At 54.2% G+C, this 26,737-nt stretch carries 24 protein-coding genes; 8 read left to right on the top strand and 16 right to left on the bottom strand.

Going from position 1 to position 26,737, the window contains the following annotated elements:
• Positions 1 to 489, top strand: coding sequence for a DUF2938 domain-containing protein (locus tag BLT98_RS17220; RefSeq protein ID WP_211614989.1), 489 nt, complete (start codon positions 1 to 3; stop codon positions 487 to 489).
• Here BLT98_RS17220 and BLT98_RS17215 read toward each other — a convergent pair.
• Positions 486 to 2,915, bottom strand: a complete 2,430-nt coding sequence (locus BLT98_RS17215; protein ID WP_092609709.1) for a DUF3772 domain-containing protein — start codon at positions 2,913 to 2,915, stop codon at positions 486 to 488. The two genes, BLT98_RS17220 and BLT98_RS17215, sit on opposite strands and share 4 nt — an antisense overlap.
• Before the next feature lie 268 nt (positions 2,916 to 3,183).
• Here BLT98_RS17215 and BLT98_RS29685 point away from each other — a divergent pair, with 268 nt between their 5' ends.
• On the top strand, positions 3,184 to 4,863 hold the full coding sequence (locus BLT98_RS29685) for a methyl-accepting chemotaxis protein (RefSeq protein ID WP_092609706.1): 1,680 nt from the start codon (positions 3,184 to 3,186) through the stop codon (positions 4,861 to 4,863).
• A gap of 140 nt (positions 4,864 to 5,003) precedes the next feature.
• Here BLT98_RS29685 and BLT98_RS17205 read toward each other — a convergent pair whose 3' ends face one another.
• The 3 genes from BLT98_RS17205 to msuE form a co-directional block, all read right to left on the bottom strand.
• The gene (locus BLT98_RS17205) at positions 5,004 to 6,032 is read right to left on the bottom strand and encodes a methionine synthase (protein WP_070257843.1); all 1,029 of its coding nucleotides are present in this window, start codon (positions 6,030 to 6,032) and stop codon (positions 5,004 to 5,006) included.
• Positions 6,033 to 6,057: 25 nt separating this feature from the next.
• Positions 6,058 to 7,035: a DUF1852 domain-containing protein gene (locus BLT98_RS17200; protein WP_092609702.1), complete on the bottom strand. Its 978-nt coding sequence runs from the start codon at positions 7,033 to 7,035 to the stop codon at positions 6,058 to 6,060.
• Positions 7,036 to 7,100: 65 nt separating this feature from the next.
• Positions 7,101 to 7,682 carry an FMN reductase gene (gene msuE / locus BLT98_RS17195; protein WP_092609700.1) on the bottom strand — a complete coding sequence of 194 codons (582 nt, stop codon included), beginning with the start codon at positions 7,680 to 7,682 and terminating at the stop codon, positions 7,101 to 7,103.
• A gap of 129 nt (positions 7,683 to 7,811) precedes the next feature.
• Here msuE and BLT98_RS17190 point away from each other — a divergent pair, with 129 nt between their 5' ends.
• The 3 genes from BLT98_RS17190 (at position 7,812) to BLT98_RS17180 (ending at position 11,112) form a co-directional block, all read left to right on the top strand.
• Entirely contained in the window at positions 7,812 to 8,711 is a 900-nt protein-coding gene (locus tag BLT98_RS17190) for a LysR family transcriptional regulator (protein ID WP_034782628.1), read from the top strand.
• Between the two features lie 13 nt (positions 8,712 to 8,724).
• Positions 8,725 to 9,606, top strand: a complete 882-nt coding sequence (locus BLT98_RS17185; protein WP_092610008.1) for a methylenetetrahydrofolate reductase — start codon at positions 8,725 to 8,727, stop codon at positions 9,604 to 9,606.
• A gap of 273 nt (positions 9,607 to 9,879) precedes the next feature.
• A complete protein-coding gene (locus tag BLT98_RS17180; RefSeq protein ID WP_139179302.1) occupies positions 9,880 to 11,112 on the top strand; it encodes a HEPN domain-containing protein in 1,233 nt (410 codons plus the stop codon).
• A gap of 97 nt (positions 11,113 to 11,209) precedes the next feature.
• Here BLT98_RS17180 and BLT98_RS28855 read toward each other — a convergent pair whose 3' ends face one another.
• Positions 11,210 to 11,959, bottom strand: coding sequence for a hypothetical protein (locus tag BLT98_RS28855; protein ID WP_139179300.1), 750 nt, complete (start codon positions 11,957 to 11,959; stop codon positions 11,210 to 11,212).
• Between the two features lie 58 nt (positions 11,960 to 12,017).
• Here BLT98_RS28855 and BLT98_RS17175 point away from each other — a divergent pair, with 58 nt between their 5' ends.
• A complete protein-coding gene (locus tag BLT98_RS17175) occupies positions 12,018 to 12,434 on the top strand; it encodes a helix-turn-helix domain-containing protein (RefSeq protein WP_244517521.1) in 417 nt (138 codons plus the stop codon).
• A 604-nt stretch (positions 12,435 to 13,038) separates the two neighbouring features.
• Complete coding sequence (locus BLT98_RS29555; protein WP_244517520.1) at positions 13,039 to 13,398, top strand: hypothetical protein; 360 nt, start codon at positions 13,039 to 13,041, stop codon at positions 13,396 to 13,398.
• Between the two features lie 429 nt (positions 13,399 to 13,827).
• Here BLT98_RS29555 and BLT98_RS17165 read toward each other — a convergent pair whose 3' ends face one another.
• The 11 genes from BLT98_RS17165 to BLT98_RS28830 form a co-directional block, all read right to left on the bottom strand.
• The gene (locus tag BLT98_RS17165) at positions 13,828 to 14,715 is read right to left on the bottom strand and encodes an HNH endonuclease signature motif containing protein (RefSeq protein ID WP_092609694.1); all 888 of its coding nucleotides are present in this window, start codon (positions 14,713 to 14,715) and stop codon (positions 13,828 to 13,830) included.
• A 473-nt stretch (positions 14,716 to 15,188) separates the two neighbouring features.
• Entirely contained in the window at positions 15,189 to 15,368 is a 180-nt protein-coding gene (locus tag BLT98_RS17160) for a hypothetical protein (protein WP_092609692.1), read from the bottom strand.
• Positions 15,369 to 15,612: 244 nt separating this feature from the next.
• On the bottom strand, positions 15,613 to 15,945 hold the full coding sequence (locus BLT98_RS17155; protein ID WP_092609690.1) for a hypothetical protein: 333 nt from the start codon (positions 15,943 to 15,945) through the stop codon (positions 15,613 to 15,615).
• 583 nt (positions 15,946 to 16,528) lie between these two features.
• A complete protein-coding gene (locus BLT98_RS17150; RefSeq protein WP_070259160.1) occupies positions 16,529 to 16,951 on the bottom strand; it encodes a hypothetical protein in 423 nt (140 codons plus the stop codon).
• Positions 16,952 to 17,116: 165 nt separating this feature from the next.
• A complete protein-coding gene (locus BLT98_RS28845) occupies positions 17,117 to 17,743 on the bottom strand; it encodes a hypothetical protein (protein WP_139179296.1) in 627 nt (208 codons plus the stop codon).
• A gap of 370 nt (positions 17,744 to 18,113) precedes the next feature.
• Entirely contained in the window at positions 18,114 to 18,845 is a 732-nt protein-coding gene (locus BLT98_RS17145; RefSeq protein ID WP_092609686.1) for a hypothetical protein, read from the bottom strand.
• Between the two features lie 204 nt (positions 18,846 to 19,049).
• Complete coding sequence (locus tag BLT98_RS17140; protein ID WP_092609684.1) at positions 19,050 to 19,541, bottom strand: PIN domain-containing protein; 492 nt, start codon at positions 19,539 to 19,541, stop codon at positions 19,050 to 19,052.
• A 405-nt stretch (positions 19,542 to 19,946) separates the two neighbouring features.
• Positions 19,947 to 21,071 carry an RES family NAD+ phosphorylase gene (locus BLT98_RS17135; protein ID WP_170846407.1) on the bottom strand — a complete coding sequence of 375 codons (1,125 nt, stop codon included), beginning with the start codon at positions 21,069 to 21,071 and terminating at the stop codon, positions 19,947 to 19,949.
• A gap of 254 nt (positions 21,072 to 21,325) precedes the next feature.
• Positions 21,326 to 22,675, bottom strand: a complete 1,350-nt coding sequence (locus BLT98_RS28840; protein WP_139179292.1) for a hypothetical protein — start codon at positions 22,673 to 22,675, stop codon at positions 21,326 to 21,328.
• Positions 22,672 to 24,750 (bottom strand): hypothetical protein, encoded by a 2,079-nt coding sequence (locus BLT98_RS28835; protein ID WP_139179290.1) that lies wholly within the window; start codon positions 24,748 to 24,750, stop codon positions 22,672 to 22,674. The genes BLT98_RS28840 and BLT98_RS28835 overlap by 4 nt, the downstream gene beginning before the upstream one ends.
• Positions 24,751 to 24,753: 3 nt before the next feature.
• Positions 24,754 to 26,034 (bottom strand): PDDEXK family nuclease, encoded by a 1,281-nt coding sequence (locus BLT98_RS28830; protein ID WP_139179288.1) that lies wholly within the window; start codon positions 26,032 to 26,034, stop codon positions 24,754 to 24,756.
• A gap of 226 nt (positions 26,035 to 26,260) precedes the next feature.
• Here BLT98_RS28830 and BLT98_RS17110 point away from each other — a divergent pair, with 226 nt between their 5' ends.
• Positions 26,261 to 26,737, top strand: a complete 477-nt coding sequence (locus BLT98_RS17110) for a helix-turn-helix domain-containing protein (RefSeq protein ID WP_092609667.1) — start codon at positions 26,261 to 26,263, stop codon at positions 26,735 to 26,737.

Genomic DNA, 26,737 nt, shown 5'->3' with positions numbered 1-26,737 from the left:
ATGCAAATACTCTGGCTCGATGCGCTGGCCATCGGCGTGGGCGCGACGGCGGTGATGGATGTGTGGGCGGTGGCGTTAAAACGCTACTGGTGCATTCCTTCGCTGAACTTTGCGATGGTGGGGCGCTGGCTGGGCCATCTGCCGCGCGGCACCTTCACCCACACCAACATCGCCCAGGCCGCGCCCGTGCGCGATGAAGCCATCCTGGGCTGGACGTTTCATTATGTGATCGGCGTGCTGTTTGCGGCCGTGCTGCTGGCGCTGGTGGGAGAGGAATGGGTGCAAGGGCCGACGTTCGCGCCGGCCCTGCTGGCGGGTGTGCTGAGCGTGGCCGCGCCATTTTGCATCTTGCAGCCGGGCATGGGCGCCGGCCTGGCCGCCAGCAAGACGCCGCATCCGACGGCCGCCCGCCTGCGCAGCCTGATGGCCCACACGGCGTTCGGCATCGGCCTGTACCTGGCGGCGCTGCTGTGGTCGACGATCCGCTAGGAGGTCAGCGGCGGCACGGGAGCCGGTGCCGGTGCGGCTGCCACCGCCGACATGGCCGGTGCCTCCGGCTGGGCCGGCACCGTGCTCAGCACCATCGTGCTGGGCTTGGCGATCGCGATATGCGCCTCGTCCAGGCGCTTGAGCAGTTCGAACAGCAGCGCGCTGCGGATGCCCGACGTCAGGCGCGGCGACGAAGCAAAGCCGGTGGCGTTGAACAGCAACAGGCCATTGTCGATGCCATCGAGCTGCACGCTGGGCGCCGGCGTGTCGAGCACGTCGGGATTGTCGACAAAGACGGACAGGATCAGCGCGCGCGCCGCCTGCGCATCCGTGCCCAGCGGCAGCGGCAGCTTGACCTGCACCAGGCCCAGCGGATTGGCCAGAGTCACGTTGCGCACCGTCTTGGTAATGAATTCCGAGTTCGGCACGATCACCGTGGAACGGTCGCCCAGTTGAATTTCCGTGGCGCGCACATTGATGCGGCGAATGTCGCCCTCCACGCCACCCAGCGACACCCAGTCGCCCACTTTCACAGGACGTTCGGCCAATAAAATCAAGCCGGAAACGAAGTTCTGCACCACCGCCTGCAAGCCAAAACCGATACCCACCGACAAGGCTGACGCCACCCACGCGATGCGTTCCAGGCCGATGCCGGCCGCCGACAGGGCCAGCGCCACGGCCAGCACGCCGCCGATGTAGCCGAACAAGGTGATGAACGACACTTGCATGCCCGTATCGAGATTAGTGGTCGGCAAATAACTGTTTTGCAGCCAGCGCTTGAACAGGCCCAGCGCAACAAAACCAACGAGCAGCACCAGCAGGGCCTGGATCAGCGCGGCAGGGCGGATCGCCACCTCGCCGATGGCCAGGCCATCCTGCAGCTTGCCGACCCGCTGGAACAGCTCGCCCGGACCTTCACCGAACGGCGCCAGCAGCAGCATCAGGGCCAGCAGCACGACGATGGCGCGGCCGATACCCGACAGCAGCACGGCCGCCTGGTCGCGCGCCTTGGGCGTGGCCAGCACGGGATGGGCCGCGTCCGGCGGCGGTGGCGTGGAGGCCAGCAGCATGCAGATATCGTCCACCAGCACCGTCAGCAGATAGGTGCTGCACACCACCACGATGACCCAGGCGATTTGCTTGGCGACAAAGCTGCCGAACGCCACATAGCCGATCAACAAGCTGATGACGCTCGACGCCAGCGCCAGCCACAACAGCACCGTGACGCAGCGCAGCCACAGGGGCGTGACCAGGGTGGCCGGATCGGCCTCGCGCAACTGGCGCCAGCAGCGCTCCGCGCGCATCAAGCCATAGGCGATGGTCGTGCTCATCACCAGGGCGACGATGCAGTTGACGGCCACAGCCGTCGACAGGCCCGCATTGATGACGATGGTGACCCGTTCCGTCGCCCACACGAGCACGACGATGAAGGAAAACATCGACGGGAAGTTGCGCATGCGGTGCGCCAGCGCATCGGGCAGGGGCAACAGACGCCACGACACGCGGCGCGGCGACAGCAGCGCGTGGCCGAGTCCCGCCGTAAAACCGGCAAAGCAGATGATGCCGATCAAGCTGCTGAGGAAAGTCGAGGTTTTTTCGGACAGGCCGCCCTCCCAGCGCAGCCCCATGGCCAGCAATTCCGCCACCAGGCCCGGCGTGGCCAGCGCCAGCACCAGCACGGCCAGCGCATGCAGGGAACGGCGCAAGCGGCCGTGCGGCACGCGCGTGGACGTCACCACCAGCAAGTAGCGCGAAGCCCAGACGCTGGCGCCGATCACGGCCACGATGGCGGCCAGCAAGCCGCCCCAGGCCGACCACGGCGTGGCGCCTGCCGCATTCGCCAATTCCAGCTCCAGCGCGCGCAAGCGCTGCAGGTTCTGCGGCAATTCCGCATGCAGCTGTTTCCAGAACGAACCGGCGAGTATCGAAGCCGTGCGCTCACCCAGGCGCGCCTGCAACTGGGCGCGGCGCACCGTCGACACCTGTTCCGAGGCCTGCGTCGCTTCCACGGCCAGCAGGCGCGCCAGTTTGACTTGCGCATCGAGCGCGCTGCTGGTGCGGTCCAGCTGGCTGCGCTGCGCGGCCACGTCGGGCGCATCTTTCGTACCCGCCGCCGGCTTGCCCAGCTCGGCCAGCCGCGCCTGCACGCTGGAGAGCGTCGGCGCGAGCGCATCGGCCACCTTGTCCGCCTCGGCGCTGGCCGCCAGCGCATCAGCCCGCATCTGCGACAGGGTCGCATCATCGAGTTCAGCCTCGCCATCGAGCGCCTTCTGGATACCGGTGATCTGCTTGCGCAAGCCATCGAGACGCTGGTCGGCCGTGGCGGCGTCATCGACGGGCTGCGACCAGGCGGGCGGCGGGGCGAGCGAGCACGCCAGCAGCAAGGCCAACAGGAAGGGGAAGAAACGGAGACGGAAAGAAGTCATGCGGACCTATGGCTGGAAATGAGAAAAACGGCCGGATTGGCAGCAGCGCCAGTCATGGCGTGCTGCCCGGCAGGTGCCTGCCAATATAGCTGAAAACGCGGGCAAGCCGCAGGACAGGCGGAACTGGCGTGTGCCCCGGGGAGAAACTAGGCATATTGCCCTATGGAAATATCATTCAAAAAGGTCTAGGATCGTCGTCCGCTTGGCGGCGCGGCAGCCATCTGCACGCCGCCGACCTTTTCACCATTCCCTCCGTATTGAGACAGCCATGAAGTTTTTATCCCACCTGACCATCGGCACACGCCTCGCCACAGGCTTTGGCACCATCGGCGCCATGCTGATTATCATCTCTTGCCTGGGCATTGCCATGCTGGGCAAGATCAACGAGGGCACCGGCCATATCGTGCATGACAGCATGCCCAAGATCGAGCTCGCCAACAGCGTGTCGGCCAACATCAACGATATCGCCATTGCGCTGCGCAACATGATGCTCAGCGCCGATCCGGCCGACCAGCGCAAACAAACGGACGCCATCCTGGCTACGCGCCAGGCGGCGGCCGGTAATCTCGGCAAGCTCGCGAACATGCTCGATTCCGACCGAGAGCGCGCGTTGCTGGCCAAGATGAACGAGGCCAACACCCGCTACGCGCAGGGGCAGGAAGCCTTGCTTGAACTGATCCGTAGCGGCACGCCGGACGACAGCAGCGCCTACCTGTACGGCCAGCTGCGTCCCGTATTGCTCGTCTATAAACAGTTGATTGCTGAACAGATCAGCTTGCAAAATACCCTGGCCAACACGGCGGGCGACAACGCCAATACCACTTATGCCAATACGCGCAGCTTGCTGATCGGCATGTCGCTGGCGGCACTGGCCATCGCGGCGGCGTTGGCGTATGGCATCACGCGCTCGATCACCGGCCCCGTCACCACGGCGCTGCAGGTGGCCAACACGGTGGCCGCAGGCGATTTGCGCAGCCAGATCACCGTGCATTCGCGCGATGAAATGGGACAACTGTTGCAGGCACTCAAGCGCATGAACGACAACCTGGCGCAAACGGTGGGCACGGTGCGCGCCGGCACGGAAACGATCGCATCGGCCTCGTCCGAAGTAGCGGCAGGCAGCCTGGACCTGTCTGCGCGCACGGAGCAGCAAGCCAGTTCGCTGGAAGAGACAGCCTCTTCCATGGAAGAACTGACCTCGACCGTCAAGCAGAATGCCGACAATGCGCGCCAGGCGCATGTGCTGGCCGATACGGCCTCCGGCGTGGCGCAGCGCGGCGGCGCCGTCATCGCGCAAGTGGTGGCGACCATGCGGCAAATCGACGCTTCGTCGAACAAGATTGCCGACATCATCGGCGTCATCGATGGCATCGCCTTCCAGACCAACATTCTGGCCTTGAACGCGGCCGTGGAAGCGGCGCGCGCGGGCGAGCAGGGCCGCGGCTTTGCCGTCGTGGCCACGGAAGTGCGCAGCCTGGCGCACCGCTCCGCTGCCGCGGCCAAGGAAATCAAGACCCTGATCGACGACTCGACCCAGACCGTGGCGGCGGGCAGCGAGCTCGTGCATCAGGCCGGCAACACCATGAGCGACCTGGTCGACAGCGTGCGCCGCGTTACCGACATCATGGAAGAAATCACCTCGGCCAGCGCGGAACAGACGGCCGGCATCGAGCAAATCAACCAGGCCATCAGCGAGATGGACAACGTCACCCAGCAAAACGCGGCCCTGGTGGAAGAATCGGCGGCCGCCGCCGCTGCCATGCAGGAGCAGGCGGCTACGTTGGCGCAGGTGGTGAGCGCCTTCAAGCTGGAAGCCGGCGCACCGGCAAGCAAGCCGGCAATCGCCGCGACAACCGTACCGCGCCAGCAAGCCGTCGCCCTGCGCGTGCCGACGGCCAGGAAAGCTGCGCCTGCCGCCACGGCGTCATCCGACTGGGAAGAGTTCTAAGGCAGCAACGCCACAGGTGCCTCTCGGCGCCTGTGGCGTCATGCAGCATGGGCTGCTTCCTGTTACGCGTGCAGCATGGGCTGCTTCCTGTTACGCGATCTGATCCATGTCAATCAACAATCAAATTTGACACGGCGCGGCTAGGCCGAGAGTTCTCTGCGGATGATGTCTGCGCCAGCACTGAGCGCATTGAGTTTGCCTCTGGCTACGTGACGAGACAAGGGCGCCATGCCGCAGTTGGTGCTCGGGTAGAGCTTGTCGGCATCGACAAAGCGCAGCGCCTTGCGCAGGGTGTTGGCCACTTCCTCCGGCGTTTCAATGGTGTTGCTTGCCACGTCGATGGCGCCGACCATCACTTTTTTACCGCGTATGAGTTCAATCAGGTCGATGGGAACACGCGAGTTGTGGCATTCCAGCGAGATGATGTCGATATTCGATTTCTGCAGCTTGGGGAAAGATTCCTCGTATTGACGCCATTCGGACCCCAGCGTATTTTTCCAGTCCGTATTGGCCTTGATGCCGTAACCATAGCAAATATGCACGGCCGTTTCGCATTTGAGCCCTTCGATCGCCCGCTCCAGGGTGGCAATCCCCCAATCATTCACCTCATCAAAAAAGACATTGAACGCGGGTTCGTCAAACTGGATGATGTCGACGCCGGCCGCCTCCAATTCCCGGGCTTCCTGATTGAGGATCTTGGCAAATTCCCAGGCCAGCTTTTCGCGGCTCTTGTAGTGGCTGTCATACAGCGTATCGATCATCGTCATCGGACCTGGCAGGGCCCATTTGATCGGCTGCGTGGTTTGCTGGCGTAAAAACTTGGCGTCGTCGACAAACACCGGTTTCGGGCGGCTTACCGCGCCAACGACTGTCGGCACACTCGCATCATAGCGGTCGCGGATTCTGACGGTCTCGCGTTTGTCAAAATCGACGCCGCTCAGATGCTCGATGAACGTGGTGACAAAATGCTGACGGGTCTGCTCGCCATCGCTGACGATATCGATCCCTGCCTGCTGCTGTTCCTGCAGTGACAAACGCAAGGCATCCTGTTTGCCCTCGATTAATTCCTCGTCCTGCAATTTCCAAGGCGACCAGAGTTTTTCAGGTTGGGCAAGCCAGGATGGTTTCGGCAAGCTGCCGGCGGTCGAGGTAGGCAATAATTTTTTCATGGTGGTGATTTCGTGTGTTGGTTGGTCAGAGAGCGTAACTGGCAGTCCACTGTTCAAGAATATGCTTGTATGGCTTGATGAAATGCTCTTCCGTATATTTGCCCTGCTTGACTGCCAGCTGGCTGCGCTCTTCCCGGTCATAGACAATCTGCGTCAATGAATAGTCCTGGTTCTTCAGGCTCGGCTGATACGACTTGCCTGCCGCCGAATTGGCGTTGTAAATCTCGGGGCGGTAAATCTTCTGGAACGTCTCCATCGTGCTGATGGTGGCGATCAGCTCAAGATTGGTGTAGTCGCCCAGCAGGTCGCCGATGAAATAAAACGCCAAGGGGGCGGCGCTATCTGGCGGCATGAAGTAGCGAACCTGCATGCCCATTTTTTCAAAATATTGATCCGTCGAGGAAAATTCATTTTGTTGATACTCGACGCCCAATACGGGATGCTGATTCCCCGTCCGGTGATAGACCTTGCTGCTCGAGGCGCTGATGCAGATGACAGGCGGCTTGCTGAAGCGCTCTTTGTACGTACGTGATTTGACAAAGTGCCGGAACAGCTTGCCATGAAAATCGCCGAAATCGTCGGGAGCCGTGAAGGTGGATTGATTGTTGTTATGCTCAGGCAGCAGCACGCTGAAGTCGTAATCGCGCACGTAGGAAGAGAAATTATTCCCCGCGATCCCATCGATGCGTTCACCGGTTTTTTTGTCGATAACGGTCGGTTTCAAGATCTCGATCAACGGGATATTACTGCCTTCGACATCAATATTCAGCTCCACCGAGATGATTTCAAGCTCCACCGAATAGCGGTCGCCGTTCGGGTTATCCCAATGCGCCAGGTTGTTGAAACGGTTGTCTATCATCCTCAGGGTATTGCGCAGGTTTTCCTGGCGACTGTTTCCCCGGGCCAGATTGGCAAAATTGGTCGTCAGGCGCGTATTGTCCGATGGGTGATAGTTTTCATCGAAAACAATGCTCTTGATACTGAATATAAAATCTTTGCTCATGGTGATCTGGTGTCCTGATTTTTGCGAATAATGTATGTGTTGATGGCTGAGCGTCGTGATGCGTATCAGGCTGCGACCAGCTCTTCAGCAGTGGCAGATCTCGCATGGCGCGTCAATTCGAGCAAGGGCAATGCCCGTTGCACCGCCAGCGTGGCCCGCTGGATCAGGGCTTCGTCCTGCAGGCGGTAGTCGAGGAAATCCATGTCGGTCGCATACACACCCAGCGGTAATGTGCGTGCCTGGAAAAAGCTGAACAGCGGCCGCAACTGGTGGTCGATCATCAAAGCATGGCGCTCGCTGCCGCCGGTGGCCGCCAGCAGGACCGGCTTGTCGATCAAGGCATCCTGGTCAATAAAATCGAAGAAGTGCTTGAACAGTCCCGTGTACGCGCCGCGGTAGACCGGTGTTGCCACCACCAGGATGTCGGCTTGCTCGACCGCTGCAAGTTCCCGCTCCACCGTATCGGGCAGGTGGGAGCGCCAGACCGCGCCGGCAAGCTGCGGTGCGAGCTGGCCCAGTTCGACCAGGCGTTGTTCGCACAGCACTTCATCGGCGATCAGGTCCATCAGGTGCTCGGCCAGGGCTGCTGCCTTGGAAGGGCGTTGCAGCCCGCCGGAAACCGCGACTAAACGAAGTGGACGTGTCATGTTTGCTTTCATGTGGATGGATGCGCCAGGGCCGTAAAAGTGCAGGCAACAAGGGAATCGATGATAGCGGCGGGAATCGATGAAGTATAATGGTCTTATTTCATACATCCATGAACATGGCTCATCTCAATGCTTGAACGCATCCACCTCAGCATCGTCCAGCAGGTCGAGAAACAAGGGTCGCTGACGGCCGCCGCAGGCGTGCTGCACCTGACCCAGTCGGCCCTGAGCCACAGCATGAAGAAGCTGGAGCAGCAACTGGGCACCGACGTCTGGCTGCGCGAAGGGCGCAACCTGCGCCTGACGCAGGCCGGCCAGTATTTGCTGGCGGTGGCGAACCGGGTGCTGCCGCAACTAGACCTGGCCGAAGAGCGCCTGGGCCAGTTCGCGCAGGGCGAGCGCGGTGCGCTGCGCATCGGCATGGAATGCCACCCGTGCTACCAGTGGCTGCTGAAGGTGGTGTCGCCGTATCTGGCCGCATGGCCCGACGTGGATGTGGACGTCAAGCAGAAGTTCCAGTTCGGCGGGATCGGCGCGCTCTTCGGCTACGAGATCGACTTGCTCGTCACGCCCGACCCGCTGTACAAGCCGGGGCTGACATTCGAACCCGTGTTCGACTACGAGCAGGTGCTCGTCGTGGCCAAGGGCCATGCCCTGGCGTCAGCGGCCTATGTGCAGCCCCAGCAACTGACCCAGGAAGTGCTCATCAGCTACCCCGTGGACATCGAACGCCTGGACATCTATAACCAGTTCCTGCTGCCGGCCGGTGTCACGCCCAAGCGCCACAAAGCCATCGAAACCACCGACATCATGCTGCAGATGGTGGCCAGCGGTCGCGGCGTGGCCGCCCTGCCGCGCTGGCTGGTGGAGGAATACGCGGCCAAGATGGACGTGGTGCCTGTGCGGCTGGGTGTGCACGGCATCGCCAAGCAGATTTTCCTGGGGGCACGCGAGACGGACACGGCCATCGACTACGTGCGGGCCTTCATCGCACTGGCGCGCCAGCCTGCCAGCGCCAGTGCGCAGTGACCGCGGCGACGCCATGGGTCATCTCTTGATGCATCCCGCTCAGCTCAGGGCCGCTGGCAACATCACGCACGCCTATTCCCTGGAAGTCAGTGCGAAGGACATGTCGGCATTGAACGCGGCGGCGCCCCGCATAATGCCCGCGTCCACCATTGCCATTCCCTACCTGCCACGCGAGGATAACGACGCGCGGCTGGCCGCGGCGCGGACCGTGCGCAGCCTCGGCTTTGAACCCATGCTGCACCTGTCTGCGCGCCGGATTGCCTCGCTTGTCGAGTTTGAGTCGTTCATCCAGCGCGCGGTCGCCGAAGCCGGCGTCGAGCGCTGCTTCGTGATCGCCGGCGATCCATCCACCGCGATGGGACCGTTTTCCGACAGTGCCGCGCTGATCGACACAGGCATTTTCGAGCGCGCGGGCATGCAGGTAATCGGCGTGGGTGGCCACCCGGAAGGCCATCCGGTGATGAGCACGGCCGAACAGTGGGAGGTGCTCGAACGCAAGTGCGACAGCATCGGCAAGCGCGGCATGGCGCCCTTGATCGTCACGCAGTTTGCGTTTGATGCCGACATCGTGTTGACGTGGCTGAAAGCGCTGCGCGAGCGTGGCATTGACCATCCCGTGCGCGTGGGCGTCCCGGGCCCCGCGAGCATCGCGGTGCTGGCCCGTTATGCCGCCATGTGCGGCGTCAGCGCCTGCGCATCGATGTGGTCCAAGTACGGCGTGTCCATCGGCAAGCTGTTCGGCACGGCAGGACCGGATCTGTTTGTCGATCGCCTGGCCAATGGCCTGACCGAAGCACATGGCGAGGTCAGCCTGCATTTCTTTCCCTTCGGCGGCATCGCACAATCCGTCAAGTGGATAGAGCAGTACCGTGCTCGCACCGGCCCAGGCCCTTGAGCATCCGGTGTAAGCTCCGTCTCTCTGGCGGCGCCACGCCGCCAGAGATGAGTCGAGACAATAAAGTCCGTCGGGAAGCGAATTTCTAAGAGTTTGATTTCTTAGGTTTTTTTTTCGACCGTAATACGATGTAAAGTCCGTCGGAGACAGCGATAATCCAGCCGAGCTAGATCAAATACGGCGAAAGTCCGTCGGAGTGTGAAAGTGACAAGGCCGCTGGGTCGTGCGACACTCTCGCTCTTGAGCGCGGACGCGCAGATGGAGACTCCCCCTGTGAAAAAAATGACGCGCTTCGAGGCGTTCGCCAAAATATTTGACCTAGCCAAGCTGCCGTCCGATGCAGTGGCCGCCGAGGACAAGCTGCAGGCAGACGTTGTCGGCATATTCTTCGAGACCGACGACCTAGTAGATCTTCAAGATGCGGTAACTCTTCTTCATAACGCGGAGAAAGATCTCCACGAATCGTTCGGATGGGAGGGCTTTAAAAGCGCGGTGTTACGCGAGGTGAAAGCGCTCAAGATTGAAGGCCGAGGGCCATCCAACGAGGACGTATCGGCATTTTTCAAGACCATGCTTGGGATTCCGCGCGTTGATTTCAACATTTTCCGGGAAATTTCTGGCGTGGCTATCGAGACGCCAACTCCGCTGGACCTAGGGCCATTCAGGATTTACCGGCGCGACCTCCACCAGAAGGAGCTGTCTGCGGACAGCCACGTCAAAGAGGGACTATTTATCGATACCGGCGACCACCTCATCCGAGTCGTCGCATCCGCCCGAGACTCCAACTTTGCCATGGAGCTGGCCGAGGAGCAGTTCCTTCGGTTCGACCACATAATCGCCTTCATTTGCGGGCAGCAAAATCAAAGCCACCGCGTCAGCGCGTCGCGGCCCGGTGGCCCAGCGCGGGTCAAGAGCTACATGGCCACGGAAGCCGCGGCGTTCCACGTGATTAAAAGAGCGTCGAAGGGCGGGACAATTCGCTTGGATGCCGAGGACATCAGCAATTTGGACGAAAACGGAAAGATTTGGGCCATCCTATCGTCAGTGTCACCGACAAAAATGCAGAGGAGGATTCTGCTCGCGATCGAATGGATAGGCCAGGCCAGGCTCGAAATGTCGCGCGCCAACGCAATGTTGAAAGCGGCGATCGCGACAGAGATCCTGTTCAATCTGAGGCGTGAGCCGATCGGGCCTTCGATCTCGAGCCAGATCGCGGAAACGATGGCCCATGTGGTAGGCGGCCATATCCAAGTTAAACTCATGATTGAAAAGGAAATGAAGCGACTATATGGCCTCCGGTCTGACGTCACCCATCGCGGCGCGGTCAACTTCGAGGACGGTGATATCCGCTTGCTCATGGCGTTAGCCAGCGACGCCATCATGATCCTGTTGACGCAGGCGCCCTACAAAGATTTTGCGAACGAGGATCAATTCGTAGAGCATCTGAGTGTCGTCAAATATTCCGCGCCGCCTCCAGCGAAGGGAGTCAGTACCATGGAGGGCTAACCAGTGCCGGCGAGCGTAAAGTGTGGTGGTTTGGGTGTGATTACTTAGTCAAGCGAACGTTGGCGGTTTGACGACGCTTCATGCACGTTTGTGCGCGTCATTTGCACAAGTCCCACTGCAACGGTGATTCCCAAATAGTCGATGGCGAAAAGCCTTTGGGACGTAAGCCCGAACTGTCCTTGAAATAGGCATCGGCAATGTGGATTTTTACTTTATCGTCCGTAATGCCCTCAACGTAACCTGAGTAGATTACGTTGCTACCGTACTCCTTGCAGACACGAGCACCAATTTTACGGATGAACGCCTGGTCGAGTTTGCGTTGTTCGGCAGCCGCCAGAGCAGCATTGACGCCGGCTGCCAGCTCTCGATTACGCTTAAAGATCAATTCCTGGTCAGTAATGTATATGTTACCAACAACAGGATTTAAATACCCTTGTAACGTCTTGTTAAATCGATCCAGCACATTGATGCGCTGATCTGGTCCTCTAAGAACATAGATTTTCCCTGCGTAAGCTTCAAACTCATAGGTGTAGGGCGTGCAGTTGGAGCCGCCACCGTTACGACATGTCGTCACCTGAACTCTATGTCTTCCAGGCAGTACGTTAACGCCTGGGCGCGTCGATACGCCGGGTAACACATTACCCCCTTCAACCGACATCTGAAGTGTTGTTCTTTGCGAGCCGTTATAGACCTCGGTGACAGCTGCACCATTTCCATAAAGGTCCTGCGGTACGACCAATGCAAAATTCTGCAATTGCTCCTTCGGTATCTGTGTCGTTGCACATCCAGATAACGCGAACACCAAGGCAACAGTAAAGCGCCTGAAAGCAACGTTCGAAATACGCATTAACTATCCCCAATTATTTCTAAAATATACGTAATTTGTGGTTATGCCACATATTGCGATGTTACCAGAATTCTATGGCGACACCACTATTCATGTGGTTATTAGTCATGAGGTGTGGAAGATGGTCACTGCTCGGCAGGAAGAGAAATTTGCCAAACGAATAGGGCAAGCATTAGCCAAGCAGCGCATAGCACGCAAGCTGACCCAAGAGCAAGTGGCGGCGAAATTGGGTGTAGAACAAGAAACGATCTCCCGATTCGAGCGCGGCGCCACGATGCCGCCACTGCTGCGATTAATGGATCTATCTGAAGTGTTTGATGTCCCTCTGGATGCCCTAGTTCGCGCCGGCTCCGCCAGATCCATCGATCAAGCCAATGATATTGCGGCCTTACTCGATGGACTCAACGAAGATGATCGGGTTTGGGTGCACAACTGGGTCACTGAAATGTGCGCAAAACTTTCAAGCCGTGATTGACAAGGCGTGATGAGAGACATCAACCCTACCTAAGATCATGCTTATCACGCGACCATATCCTGACGAATATTGTCGAGGCCATATTGCTAGACTCGGACGCCTCAACGGTCTAAGTTCTATCGCCGAGACAATCGCGGCACTTCAGCGATTGAGCAACCAATGCCTAGCAGCAAAAGACAAGCTGAGTAAAATTGCATCTGTCGCTCAGCAATGCGGTATTTCATCACAACAATACGCCCACGCGCACTCCTTCCTTTCATATCTCGCGTTCACTGACTGGAGCAGAGACACATGGGACCGGAGAACGCAAAATAGATGGGCTTTGGTTGTTCCTGGCTCTCGGCCGCCACATCTATGCGAACACTGTGTCGAGGACGATTTGGTAAAGCACAGCGTCAGCTACTGGCACCGAGCACACCAGTTTCCAGGGATGAACTGGTGTGTTAAGCACGATTCAGTACTTTGGATCAGCCCTATAGAAGATGACTTCTTTCACATGCCACACCGCCAGTTGAACTTCTCAGTTTCGGCCTCGACACACTTAGGTAATCGCTATAGTGACCTTCCGGATGCGCTCGTACGGTTTCACAAAGCAGTCGAACTCATGGCCAGATGCGAAGTGCGGCTCACCCACGACGCCGTTAAACAGGCGTTACGACAGCGTCTTGGCATTCTTGGCCAGCAGGATGAAACGATAGCCAGGATGAACAAGACTTCTTTTTTGAGCGACCTGCTCATTTCTACGTTTCAAATAGACTGGCTTGCCGATATCTTCCCGAGCATCCATAAAAAAAGAGATCAGCAAATGTTTGGGGCGATCGATTCGGTTATTTTGGAAAGTACACCGAAACCGCCGAACAGCGCGGCGATTGCATTCTTCCTAGCAGTCTTTTTCGATGATCCAGCAGCAGGCTTTGACTATCTAGTGCCTATGCCTCCAATAAAAGCGAAGTCTAATCTTTAGGCAGTCAGGATCGCGCGAGGACAGCCGCCGGCAGCGCCGCGAAAGAAAACAGTCCAACCGTTTGCGGTAGCGCTTTCCGGCCAAAAGTTCGTTCGCAGATATCGGATGTGCTTCCCAGTCGCGTACAGTCGTGGGCGACAGTGGTGTTTTGCATTCTGTACGGCCTGAGCAACGGTATGCTTACGATCGTGTGAGCATTCTCGGATCACCTCCACCCATTCTCATAATTCGGCGCCAATCTGCTTTGGCACTCACCATAAGAGTTGATGCTTGTAGCGCCGCGATGCTGAGAGACGGCTTCCGCCCCATTGCAGCCGCTCATATTCTTCCTATGGATTTGGTGCAGATGATCCTCTTGGCCATCGAGGAGGCCCCCGCCCCTGCACCGGACCGGAAAGACAAGGGGCAAAATCGGTAAGGTTTAATTGCCTAGCAGATGGCCTGCCAAGTGCGAAATGCTATTTCATCCAAACTACTCACGTCGTACTGCATTAGCGACAAATATCCCGATTTTCCTTTTATGTCCTTCTGTAGCAGTACTTTATTTTTAACCAAGTGGGCAACAATCTTCCTCGCTATTCCATGCAGATTTGGGTCCAGTGCCGTGTAAAGACTGTCGCGCTTCAATGTTGATTTGCTCTTGAATAGACCCAGAATTTCTACGATCACGTACCTTACGAAAGGTATGGCCTCACGATCAAACTGAGGAACCCGACAAAAACTGCCAGCTTCGATTTTCTCCCAATATTTCGTATGTGCCATCAATGTAACGTTGTGTGCGTAGTGCTGTGACGGAATTGATTTCCGCTCCCAGTCGATAGCCGCATACTCAGCCCGTGACAACATGAACCGGTCGAACAAACGGTGATGTGTCGGACATAGAACTAGAATATTGTTTGGTTCAGCTGAACCACCCAGCTTGTTAGGAACAATGTGACACTTGTCGGTTGATCGGTTTTCCCCGCACACCTCGCATCCTAAATTGCGCGCATTGATCATTCCTTCCAATTTGAGATTAGCTCTTACGCGAGAAGCAAAACTACCTATGGCCTCGTCGTCTACTTCACTAAAATTTCTATTCTCCAAGTCTGAAAAGAAGGCATGCAAGATCATTCTGTCGATGACCATGTGAGCATTGAAAGTGAGCGGCTGTGCGACCTTGGAGAACTCATTGACCTTATCAATCAGTTCGTCCAGTTTTTCTAGATAAAACGGAACTTTGTCGATCAAGTGATGTATATGGCGAAGTTCGGCCTCATCATGGGGAACAATCGGTTCCCAGCCAAATATATTCTGGATTTTTTGTTCTATTGTCATTTGGTTATGAGCGCGCAGAAGAGTCTTGTATTTTCCATAGCAGAAATATACATAAGTTTTCGATATTGATGACCCTACTTTTTCACTTGCCCGGTACAGTTTTCACTTTCCGTGTCGCCCGACAGCGCGGCGGCAGCCAAGTCAACGGCATGCGGTGCTGACCGATGTTCGTTCCACAAGTGCACGTGTTGGACTCCGTCGTTTTGTCTGAGATCTTTTCATGGTCTCGTATTTCCACGCCATGCAGCGTGCTTCCCAACCCTTCACTCACTATGAGGATTGCCTCGCGTCCCTCATAGGCTGGCGGCGCTTTATGCGATTGAGTGGCGGCAGTCAGTGAGAACAGGTGGCGGCAGTGATGAGAATATTCAGGTGATTTCCATTTCCTGCATATATGCTTGGCGCTCTTCCTCTGCGAAATATCCCCGCGCCGAAACGGCACCGTCATCAAATTCTCTTCTCAATACAGGATGCTAATGCAGGTTTTCCGGGCGCTGTCCCGCCGACGCTGCCGCAGCTTGGCCATCTTGGAAGACCTCGTAGCGCTGGTTTTTTGTCGTCCAGCCGTGGCGAATATTTAGCCACAATATACGGATGTTCGATTTCAGCATCAGCAGCCGATAGTCCCAAACAGTCAATTTTTTGGACGCCATAATGTTCCTTTGCAATTTTAAAGTATGATTTGTCAGATGGCTTTAAATGAATGCAAGCCCAAAGGCTGCGACTCGCGAGCGACGCCAGATGCGCTGTAGCCACCCGCACGTGATTAGTTAATGAGAAAAAAAAGGGACAACCACTTCAGTGGTGTCCCCTTTTTTTGAATATCGCAATGAATCCGATTACCTGCCGTAATTGGTCCCGATACACTCTTACCACGAACCTACGTCAGTTCTCCAATCATTCTTCGGCTAGGCTGAAACGCATCGAAAACTGATAGCCGTTACCTTTGCACGTCAGTACGCCTTGCTCGCCATCTTTTTTAAAGGCGAATTGCTGATACGCCGGCTTGAATTCTTGATATTGAATGCCAAATCCCCGGATGGTATCGTCAAATGTTAGGTACGGACCTTGGTGGGCATGAACATCGTTATTAAAAACCACCTGCATTAGTCCCGCACTGCCGCCTAGCTTCGAAAAAGTACAGTAAATAGCTTCATGATAGGGTTGATCTAGGCGAAGCCCGAGGAACGACATGCAGGCCTGAATAGCCTGGATTGATTTTAAGCTCATTATCAGTAAATTTGATTAGTTGAAAAAATGGCGCAAAAAAAATGCGCCAACGAAGGCATCGGACATTTTACCGGCTTAAATAGTGCTATCGTCAATTTTTTGGATGGAAATACCTACTACGCTCATCACTTATTGATGTATTCCTGAGGCGCATCACCGGCCGGCCGACTTCTCCCACTGGTCGCGTGTCGATGCCATCCACCGATTCTCGCTGCATAGAAGGATCAAACTCCATCATACCTAGTACAGCCAAGTCCACACTATCGTAACAATAGAAGTCTTCGTAGCCAGTTTGGTGCACATCCCAGAACAAGCGGCCATTCGCGATACTCATTGGGCCAACCGCAAGAACTGTTCCATCGGTGAATATTTTTACGACTGCCGCCACTTATTCTCGTAAGTCACCGTCACCTGTTCTCACTGACCGCCGCCACCTAATCGCATAGAACGCCGCCACTCGTTCTCGTTGGTCACCGCCAGCGTTCAGACGGGGCTGCGTCCATGTCCCTAGGCCAGCGAAGGACTGCTTCCGCCCCGAAGCAGACATAGATCTGACGCATTCGACATATGCCACCGCAGCCGATTAAGCGTCGTGATAAACAACGCCGTATGTGTCGAACATAGCTCCAGCTAGCTCGACCATGCTTAAGCCGCTGCGCTCCCAAAAAAACAGAAAGTATTCCAACTTGTCGTAAGGTGCTTCAGCGTCCATGCCGTGCAGCGCACAAATCGTGGTTCTGATACGCAACACCTCAGGGTCATCCGACATATCCCGTCCTCGGATGGTCTCCCAAAGCCTCACCCGGACAGCTAAGGCCTCGCTATCCGTTGCCGCGCCCTCAAGATATCGTTTAGCAGCCAAAACAGAAGACTGCGCGGTAACGGGTAGACATTCGATCACCCGAGCCAGGGCGTTAACCATAAAGCGTTGAGCATCACCGTGCTCTACCGGATCATCCAGATCAACGGTGGATGAAATAACATCAAAAGGATCACGGTGAGACATGCTGACTTTCTGAGTAAAGCTTAATTGGTCAATTGCCGACTGTCCGCTTCTGGCCGGCTGCTGCCGGCGCCGGAGGACCGTACCCGGCTCACAACGGATGGTAGAGAGAAAGGAAAACGGATGTTGGTTTAAAGCAAGAGTAATAGACCAGAGCTTGCGGCCGTCCTAATTTATGCCCTTGTTATAAGGGTTGGCCGCGAGGTCAGGATTTGATGCGTAAGCTTGCGATACGCTTAAAATCGCCTTCGCCCACACAGCGCAAATAATTGCTAGTCCGCTAATCAGAAATGAAAAAAACCACATAATCGCGGGTAACTTGGCCAAGTATGATGAGTTGGTCAGGCCAACCATTATTGCACCATATGTTAGCGGGATAGCGCTTAAAACAACTGTTACACGACTCATTCGTGAAATGTTATTAACTATACTTACTCTATTGGCAGTGCGATTCTTTTTTATAGCTAGCTTTAACTGCCTGCGTGTTCTGATATAGTCAAAAAGCGCTCCTGCCCCCCCAAGGAAGCAAACCCAAGGCAGTGGATCTTTATCTATAAATGAGGTGTCTGAGTTTAAGAAATATAGAATCAAATAGCCAACTGGTGCAATTGAAAGGAAGAACAAGACACCATAAAACTCCCAACAGTTATCAACAAATTTCTCACGAGACTGTTCATCAAGATTTTTTGATAGTTTTATGTATATAAAAGGTATCACAATAATCAAGGCGACATATAAAAATACTGTAGTTATTTTCACCCACTCTTGCGAAAAGAAACTATTAAATAAACTCATATACTAAATGGCCTTATTACTAACGTAGGTCGAAATTTTTTTTGTATAACTTGGAACGGGGTTCGTATAACTCGGCATGGCGATTAGCTGAGAAGCTTTGCGGCCGAGAATTGCCGAGTTAGCTATACAACCTTTCGTTCAACTACTTTATAGGTCCAATGGCAAGCTTGCAAATTAAAGGATAGATTCTATGCCGCGAATGTCTGCTGTAAACTATACACTATGAACGTCCGGTATTGGCCGGTTCCTGTCGGTCGTACTCGACCGTAAACTGGCATATGCCGGCTCGGCCGTTGCCGCCCCAAAGCGGGCATCGAATGTCTTTCCTTGGCTAACACGATCAAAGTTTGCGACTAGCGCTTGGATGCCATTATTGAAGTACCCTTACAAGTTCCGAAAGTAAGACATCTAACGCCGCTTTAAAATCGACTTGCGGCGCAAGTGGCAAAACCTCTGACTTTCTGATTTGCTGATGCAGATGAGTGTCCGCAACCTTACGCATAGAAATGTCCAGCTGCTTCATCTGGTCGCTAAAAGAGCGAGGCGCAGTGTAATTGTTGGCAACTTCAGAAAAATTCTTGGACTTTAAGATGGGAGCAACATGGTCAGTAACCGCACGTACCAACATTGCCGTCGCCATGTGCATCTCGTTAACATGCGCGATATTGATTTCCTGAAGGAGCCGGACAAGTCGTTTCAGGTCCCAATCACCGGTTCGAATGCTCTGCAGTTGTAGAATTCGCTGGGCGTCAACGTAGGAAGGGGGCTGCCCGCTGCCTATGTTCTTTGTGGGACGCACTGCCACACGGCGAATTTGGTTAAGCCCGCCCTGCACTAAACCAATAGCTTCATGCAATTGGTCCAAAGACGGCGGGCTAAAGAAGCCGTAGCTCGGTAGGTTCTGCATCTTAAGCAAAGGTACCCCGAAGTCATTAATACCTATAGCGGAGTCAACGATACCTTTAGCCTCTAAGACGAGACGTTTAAACTTTGCCTTTCCCTCACCGTTCAAGTGAGGTGCAGCTCCATCCAGCGGAATTTGAAAACAGTTCTCTAGTCCCCGCAAATCTTGGAGTATCGCTTCGATTTGTGCCTCTTGCATTAGATTCTCTCTGCTGGACGGTAAAATTATCGGCGGCACATTGTGAATGTCAGCTTTTGGCCGAACCCAGCCGTTCAGCTCAGCATAGCAGGTCGTCAGTACGAAATTCCAGCGAGCCCCGCGACAGGCTGGATTCGCCCGGAAGCAGATGCCGACAATGGCGCTACTCGGTGGCAGCCGCAAACCGAAAGGTTGGCCTTTATGTTAGCGAACACCACGTCGCTCCATGACCTGCCACCCTCGGTTGATGTACCCCTTCGATTCAAATGGTTTTCGACGATCCGAAACTTCCGGGGGCGTGAAGTCAATAAGCAGTCTATCAGGGGCGTGTTCGAAATACGAGGCTCCAAGAAGTTCTGCGGTAAAGCGTTTGAGTAGGCCATCCTCTGTCAATAGTGGCAGGGAATGTTCAACTGCTGTGGACAGTATAAGGATATCGTTAATCGTGTTCCTGGGATTTTGTTTGGCCTCATACTTATCAAGGAAATGGCCGAGAATGTTCATGCCAACATCAGCTATCGTCGGCGTAACCGCTAGACATTGAACGTTGGTGCGGATAAGAAACTGCAACTTATCTCGAAGCTTCTTTTGATGAGTTTTATCGAGGTGCGAGATGCTTGCAGCATAAATATCTTCATAGCCGTCGTTAATGATCTGACTGATCGCGACACTTCCAAACTCGATAAACGATGGCATTCTTCCATTGAAGTTAAGAACTAGTTGGTCTGTACGATGCTTTCCATGGGCTGCATGCCTCTTAGAGTCAAACAATATTCGTGGGGCGGCCGATTCTCCGAGGAGGACACTCCCTGTACGATGCCTCAGGCGAGCTGGGAGAATTGGATAATAGTTAGCCCGACTCGGGATTGCCGATTGAATAAGTAGAAACTCCGCTGCGGTAACGGATGAAATCAATATTGGAGAGCTAGGCAGTGGCGCTGCCCCCTTGTAGTAATAGGATAGAACTTGGGTATCAGTAATGGTCATCGTATGAATTTTTTAGCTTAACATGCACTGGCTCAGATGTGACCTAACAGAACGTATCAGATCACAGGCAGTTCCCGACCCGAAGCGGTCACTTAATTATGGGGCTTCTGCTTTTTAGTAACCACGTTTAGCATTACGCTTGTGGTCAATGTCGTACTCTTTGGCCTCATCGAACAACTGAACGGGGTCGATGACGTACTTAACACTTCTAACCCTAACGACTTTACTCGACTCGTTCACCCAACTTGCATGAGCAGGGTCAAAGAGAACGAGATTCTCTCCCGTCTCAACTGTGCTTCGGAACTTGACGCCATCAAAGCCAAGCCTCCTGACCAGCTCACCTAAGAACTGTGTGACCGTGTAAGTACTTCGATTGCTGGGCGGGGCGGCTGTAGAAAATATCTTCTCCATCGCAACGACAAGTTCAAGCATTTCCAACTCTTCATCGGTTCGCCACAATTTTGTGAGGTGATTCGTCGTTAAGTCGACTATGTTCAAGTCTTTCGTGACGTCGAAGCACCCCAAAGAAACGAGCTCACCTGGATGTGGACGAATTTCAGCCGCAGCCGTGTCGAGAGTAGACGCTAGATAGAGATAAGAAACGCCGGGTCGGTTCACGCGACCAGCGGCAGATGCGCCCACAGGTGGGGCGCCAATCGATTTGTCTTTATGGCCCTCGTAAAAATACGTAGGCGGACGGCCCATCTCGGTAAAATTTGCTGCCGCTTCAGTTGCTCCCATTCTTGCCCTATACCAACGTGTTCCGGCTTTTACAGTCGTTGAAATGGAACGTATGACCGGTGAGAGTATGTTTTCATATTCGTCCTCAACTAAAAAGTAATTCTTTTCGGTTAGGGCTTGCCTTGCATTTCTGAGAATGGCGCTTTCACCCTCAGATATGGCAGTGTGAGGGGAGTAGTTATAAATATCACGTCCATAGGCAGTGAAGACCTCTACTTGCATTTGACGATGATTTACATCTTCGAGGAATGAAAGAATGACGTCTTCTCGGTCCACAGCGGACTGAGATGGATTGATTTTGAGTATTAGATTGGGCTCGATGAAAAATAGCCCCTCTAAAGTGCCATCGCCAAGTTTTGAGTGATATTGCCATTCTGAGAAGTGATAGCGAATAGATGCCTTTATGGCTAATAAAAAATCATCGCTTCCTGTACCTGTGCATTTAACCTCGGAGGCGTTACAAAGGCTACACTTTGCATCTATTCCTTCACGTTTCACCAACTCCTGCAGGAGTGGCGAGACGCAACATTCAAAGCACACGAAGTGCTCGCTCTCGGATGCAGCTAAGGTCACTTACTTCTCCTCATGTTCGATAAGTGCCGGTGGCCCGACGCATTAATATTGTTTATCCGCTCATCTGCGACAGTCTTTAGCAGTATTGCGCAAGAAACTCTAGCTGGTGGGCGGACGGGGCAAGTTGAGCTGAACGTTGCAGGACACTGCAACATCGAAGCACTCAATTTGCACGGGCTCTATTTTGGGGGCTGGCATCGATGCCGTGCAGCGTTTTCCTGCAAATCTTTCACGGATAATTTTTTTCCTCGTCCTTTGGATATGGACTGGCGCTTTGGATGGTGCATACTTGGTGGAGCAACCTGCTCCCGATTGACAGCCATGCGTTCAGCTTTCGTCATAGCATCTCTCATCACCGCTTCGGTCAAATTTTGAGACCTGATGTCTTTTAATGCCTGCAAGTATTCATTTTCCAAGGAGAGATTTGTTGGTATGGGGCAGCGCAAATCCTCCCGGCCTTTTGCCCCATCAATTGACTGCGCAATGAGTTCTTCGACGTCTGTCCGTTGATCGAAAAAATCAGGCGATCGGTATGAGGATTCAATATCCGCCCAGCAAACAACTGTCTTGCCGCTCCGACGACATCGTCGATAAGTGACAATCAGCAACTTTATAAGTTCTCGCTTCAGCCCAGCGCACAAAGACCATAGTTCATGCCTCTTTTCTACAAAGTCAAATTGATAGACGCCTGGCACAGCACATTGATACTCCTTCACGACGGAGGCCCAATCTGCGCTCGACGGTAAATCTGGCAGTAGCAGAATAAGCGGCATTCCCAGAAGCCTCTGACGTTCTTCTTGCGGTCGCTTGCGTAGCCTATGTATCAGACTGTAATTTCCAATGAAGACCGTGGGCACAAGAAGGTAGGACAACCCAAGCAACACCTGCGCGATGCGGGTAGATGCATTACTGCTTTGCGAAATGAACTGGAGCTCGTCAGCAATCAACAATGAAGTGCCGCAGATATATTGCCAGCGTGCACACGCATCGATCGATGCAGCCGAACGAGATCCACTTACCCCTGATGTATGCGCTGATCGAACTAGCGTTTGCAATACTCCAGGTAAGCTCTTTGTCGTTTTTATGGCTACATGCCTGACTGCGATCAATGGAATCGCTGGATGGTAAGTGTCAGGTTGGATGGTTGACGCTAGCGGCAGAATCCGGATCAGTGCCTGCCCTAGTTGCGTCTTGCCAGTCCCTGCTGGGCCTGTAAGTATATGTGGAAAGTATGGTTCTATATCAGCCAGGCCGTCATAACATTGGCCCAAAAACTTCGGCACATCCGAGTAGCGCGACAGCGAATGGCTATACGCGTGCTCAATGAATTTCTGAAGAATTTCTGCAGCCCGTGACGTGGTGACAAAAACCTCGCGAAGCTCACTTTCAATGCGAAAACAGGCGTGTTCAATAGTATCCTTTTCCAAGCAAAGAAGTGGACGTGCAGGGCGGTCTGCGCGCCGTTTAATTTCATCAATTGCCAAAACGTCTTCAAACCTCTTTGCCCAAAGATTTTCCTTCGCACTCATCGGGCATCCTTTCCTTCATGCTCAGCTCTGGCTTCGGTAGCTTCACGCTTAGCCTGAGCAGTTCCGCGACGTGCCCGACCATTTTTTGTAATGGCGCCGTCCGATTTCTTCCCTGTCTCATCCTCGTAGCGCATCCGCATTGCTGTATTTGAGGCGTGCACATGCTCTCTATGCACTGAACGCTGTTGGCGTTCGTGCGCCTCCCATTGCTGTAGTTCTTGTAGAGAAACGTTTTTTGCGCTTTCTTGAACGCGTAGAGCCAGTTGAAGCTGTAGTTCAACTAACTTGCCGTCGACTTGAATCCATATGTATCGGGCCGCCCCCTCAAGGTAGTAAGCGTCCATATCCAATCCTTGAGATCGAGCAACCTTTTCCAGTATCTTCGTAGCACGCAAATGCTCTGAGTCGTATCTGCGTCCCTTCAAAAAAACTCCATCGGCTTTCATTTTTACTGGAATTTTTGATAAAAAATTCCTCACTGCATCTTCAAAGGATATTCGCTGAGCATCATTTCTTCCTAACCTGTCCATCGCTTCCCATAACCCTATCGGCGTAGGAGTACGTACTTTATCCACAAGATCTGGTGTCAGGCGCGATTGCGCCAGTATGCAATCGTTGTCGCGAACTGTAGCTAAAATTTCTCGACGGATCATAAGCGCCGGCGTGAGTTGGGACTGTATGTAAGAGGGGGCATCCAAATTGCTTGTCGTCTTCGGATGAGAAGACTCAATCACTGCTTTAGACTGGCCAGAGTACGACGGTGTAAGTTCCCTGATTGCTGGCTTAAAAACGATATCGCGCGCGAAAGCTGTGGCGGTAGCGCCGACTCCACGATCAGTGATGTACTTTGAAGGAAGGCCGATAGTAGGCCATTCTTCTGGTGCGATAGTCACTCCATGCAGCGCGCAGTACTTGACCTTACAAATCGCGGCGCAAAACATAGCCATACGATATGCCGCAGCCCGTTCTGCGCCGAGACTAAATCCAAGCCCAACGATTGCGCCGCTCGCGACATCTCGCAGGCGTACCTCACATAGAGGAGGAAGAGGACTTCCTTCGATAAGTCCCCTTGGAAGCTCTTCAAAGAAATAGCCATCGGCTTCAACGCACTCCATCAGGTTGCTTACCGCTTGCGTGAAGGAGCCTTTTGACGGTGCCAGCTCCATGCGGGCACGACCTCTGCCAATCTTGATTTCAGCAACGGTGCTGGTCCCATACTCTTTGCCGACACAATAAAAAAATTGTCTCTCTGATGGGTAAGGCGTGCCATCCGGCTGAGAATAACTCTTACGCCGGTGTTGACCAGTAACTATTCGGCATCCGAAAACATACTGTAAGGCTTTCTCATAAATGAGACCTCTCTTGACCCCTCTGCGGGCAAATCGATCAAACCCTTCGATAATCTTCTTGTACATGACTTCGTCGACGTTATAGCCGTGGTTCTTGCCTTTATACGTTGATGGCGCACCGCGTTTGATGGCCCCCGCGCTGCGTCGCTCCCAGCGGCCTATCGCCGCAATTCCGTAATGTAAGGCGAAGCGATTCTGCCCAAAGAGAATGTATGTCAGAAACCAAAGACGCAAGCGGCGCTCGTTTTGCACAGGAGTGCACTCGCGCGCGTATTTGTTGATGGCCTTTTCAGGGTTATCAGAACTGAGGATTTCCGTCTGCATATTCAACAATGACTGGATATGCTTCAGCCTGGAGTCAATCCGATCATCATGCCGTACATGCGCGTGCCGTCGGTTCTCATCCGACCAGCCGAGGTCTATGCCTTCATATCTGGCCAGCCAGGGTGGCAATGTCGACTGACGTGCACAAGATACAATTTCCCCAGTTTGAAGACCTTGCTCAAACTGACATCTAGGAAGGACAACCAGCCGAGTGCTATATTGAGCCTCAGCGTCCGCTACAATTTTTCCATTTCGCACTCTGCGCGGCGGAGACACAATGTACTGCACAAGGCCTACACGCTCTAAGGTCGCATTGCTGCGGAGGAAGTAATAAGTGACATCTTTTTCCAACATCTGATAGCCGTTGGGTGCTATGAGCTGAGTGCCGACTTGAATGCCCATAACTTACCTCCGAAACCATTCGGCGTACACATCCAGTACATCCCTTTTCTCCGGCAGCAAGGGCCAGTCGATATGAATAGGTTGAAACAGGTCAACCTTCAGTTGTCGCTCCCAGATCGAGCGATACATTACGTACTTAACATCGTCTAGATACAGCTGCTCCGTACTCGCCAGCTCAGACCACATTTGAAAAGGTGGGATCCCCGATGAAAGCGCAAGACGCAGCCAATTAAGAATTTTCTTCTGGGCAGCCATCGGCAAGGTAACCGGCCTGTATATCCACCCAAAAATCTGACTTAGGTTGTTAGCTAGGTCGCGAGAGTAGTCATCCCGGGTGATCCTTTGTGTTCTGATTCCAAAATCCGAATAGTAGATCTCCTCGACACCATGACGCATTGATGCCTTCCACGCGGCGCTGGCGGCTTTCGTTGTCGGGATTACTGGAGAGCTAAAATGGGATTTGATCGCAAAATCTTCCCGACTTCCTTTTATCGTCCAGTTGACGCAATAGCATCCGTCTTTGTCCTCGAGAAACCATAGAAAATCTCCGATCAAGGGAAATGGAATTTCCATCAGCTCTCCGTCGAACTCAGGATCCGCCACCTTGATCGTCGGATGGCACCTCAAAGCAGATAACTCTTCGGCAGCAGCAAGTGTTCCACGAGAATTCGGCCACGAAAGATGCCTGGTACGAGGGTGCACTGCTAATGGATGCGTACAAGGCAGATATGCCAACATTCGCTCTTCATGTAGGTCGAACACTTTCGGGCAATACAGGCCTATTAGCAGGGTCTCCGTTTCCACCTTCGACAAGGTGTGTACATCTCGCTGTAATTTCCCTGAGTACGTCAGAGCCGGCCGGCTGCCCGACGGCGCCTCCTCCCTTGTCGCTTTAATCGCGGGAACATAATCTTTGCCCCAACCTGGATTATCTTGCCGGTTGTGAATTTGTTTAAGCCTGGCGGCGCTCGGCCGGGTGAGATACCCCATTTGATCCTCTCTTTTCTGGAATGTGAAAAACCACGCCAGACTTGAGCTGGCGCGACTATCGTTTAGGCAGGATTGGAGAGGCCACACACAAAAACCGGGCAGCAGTGACCCGTGCCTCTTGACAAAGAGAGCATTTCGTTGGAAAGTGATGGTAAGAAAACGAGCCGTTTTCCATGCACAATCCAAAATCGTCCAGATGCCTTCCCCAAGGCTCTGGACGATTGTGTTTTCTCCCCCATAAATTTTATGGCGGCATGACATTCTCCCTGGAAGAATTTTCAGAATCTGTTTCAACTTTAGCCTCTACAGCGCCAAGCTCAACAGCGGCGGGTGGTGCTGGTTTGATACCGAGCGCAACAGCCACTTGGTGCGCGCGGCCTCGCCGGCCGCGTGTACGGCCAGCCAATATTGCATAGACCACATCCCTGGGAAAACCATTCTCCTTGGCCCAATCGGAAACGCTAACGCCACGAGCCTCAAACCAATGGCGGGCCTGTTCCAAAGTTCTGACATCTGAAGAATGGGTATTCATAAAAACATGATGCCGATTTTAAGCAAATGTGTCAAGATTGCACATGATGTCAAATATTTGTACAAATTTATGAATTCTAGTGACTACGGCAGCCGTCTTAAAGACGAGCGCAACCGGAAGGGCTTGACTCAGGAAGAGTTGGCGCAAGCGCTGGGGACGAGCCGGGGAACTGTCGCGAACTGCGAAATCGGCAAGAGCTTCCTGGACATGAAACTGCTTGAGCGCGCGGATCAGGCTGGCGTGGATATTCTATTCATAGTGACTGGCCGGCGAATGCACAGCAACCTCAATTGGCGACTTCTACAAGCCATTAACGTCGGCATCAACAACTGGGCCTCCGAACACAACATGGTGGTATCGACTCAAAACCACTTTTTGCTTCAAAAGCTCTTGTACGAAAAATTTTCTCAGCATGAGAGCTTTGATTCCAAAGAAATCGACAATTACCTACGCAGCGCAGCGTGA

The sequence above is a fragment of the Janthinobacterium sp. YR213 genome, from assembly GCF_900099875.1.
Lineage (GTDB): Bacteria > Pseudomonadota > Gammaproteobacteria > Burkholderiales > Burkholderiaceae_D > Janthinobacterium > Janthinobacterium lividum.
This window is presented reverse-complemented; position numbering and strand designations above follow the sequence as displayed.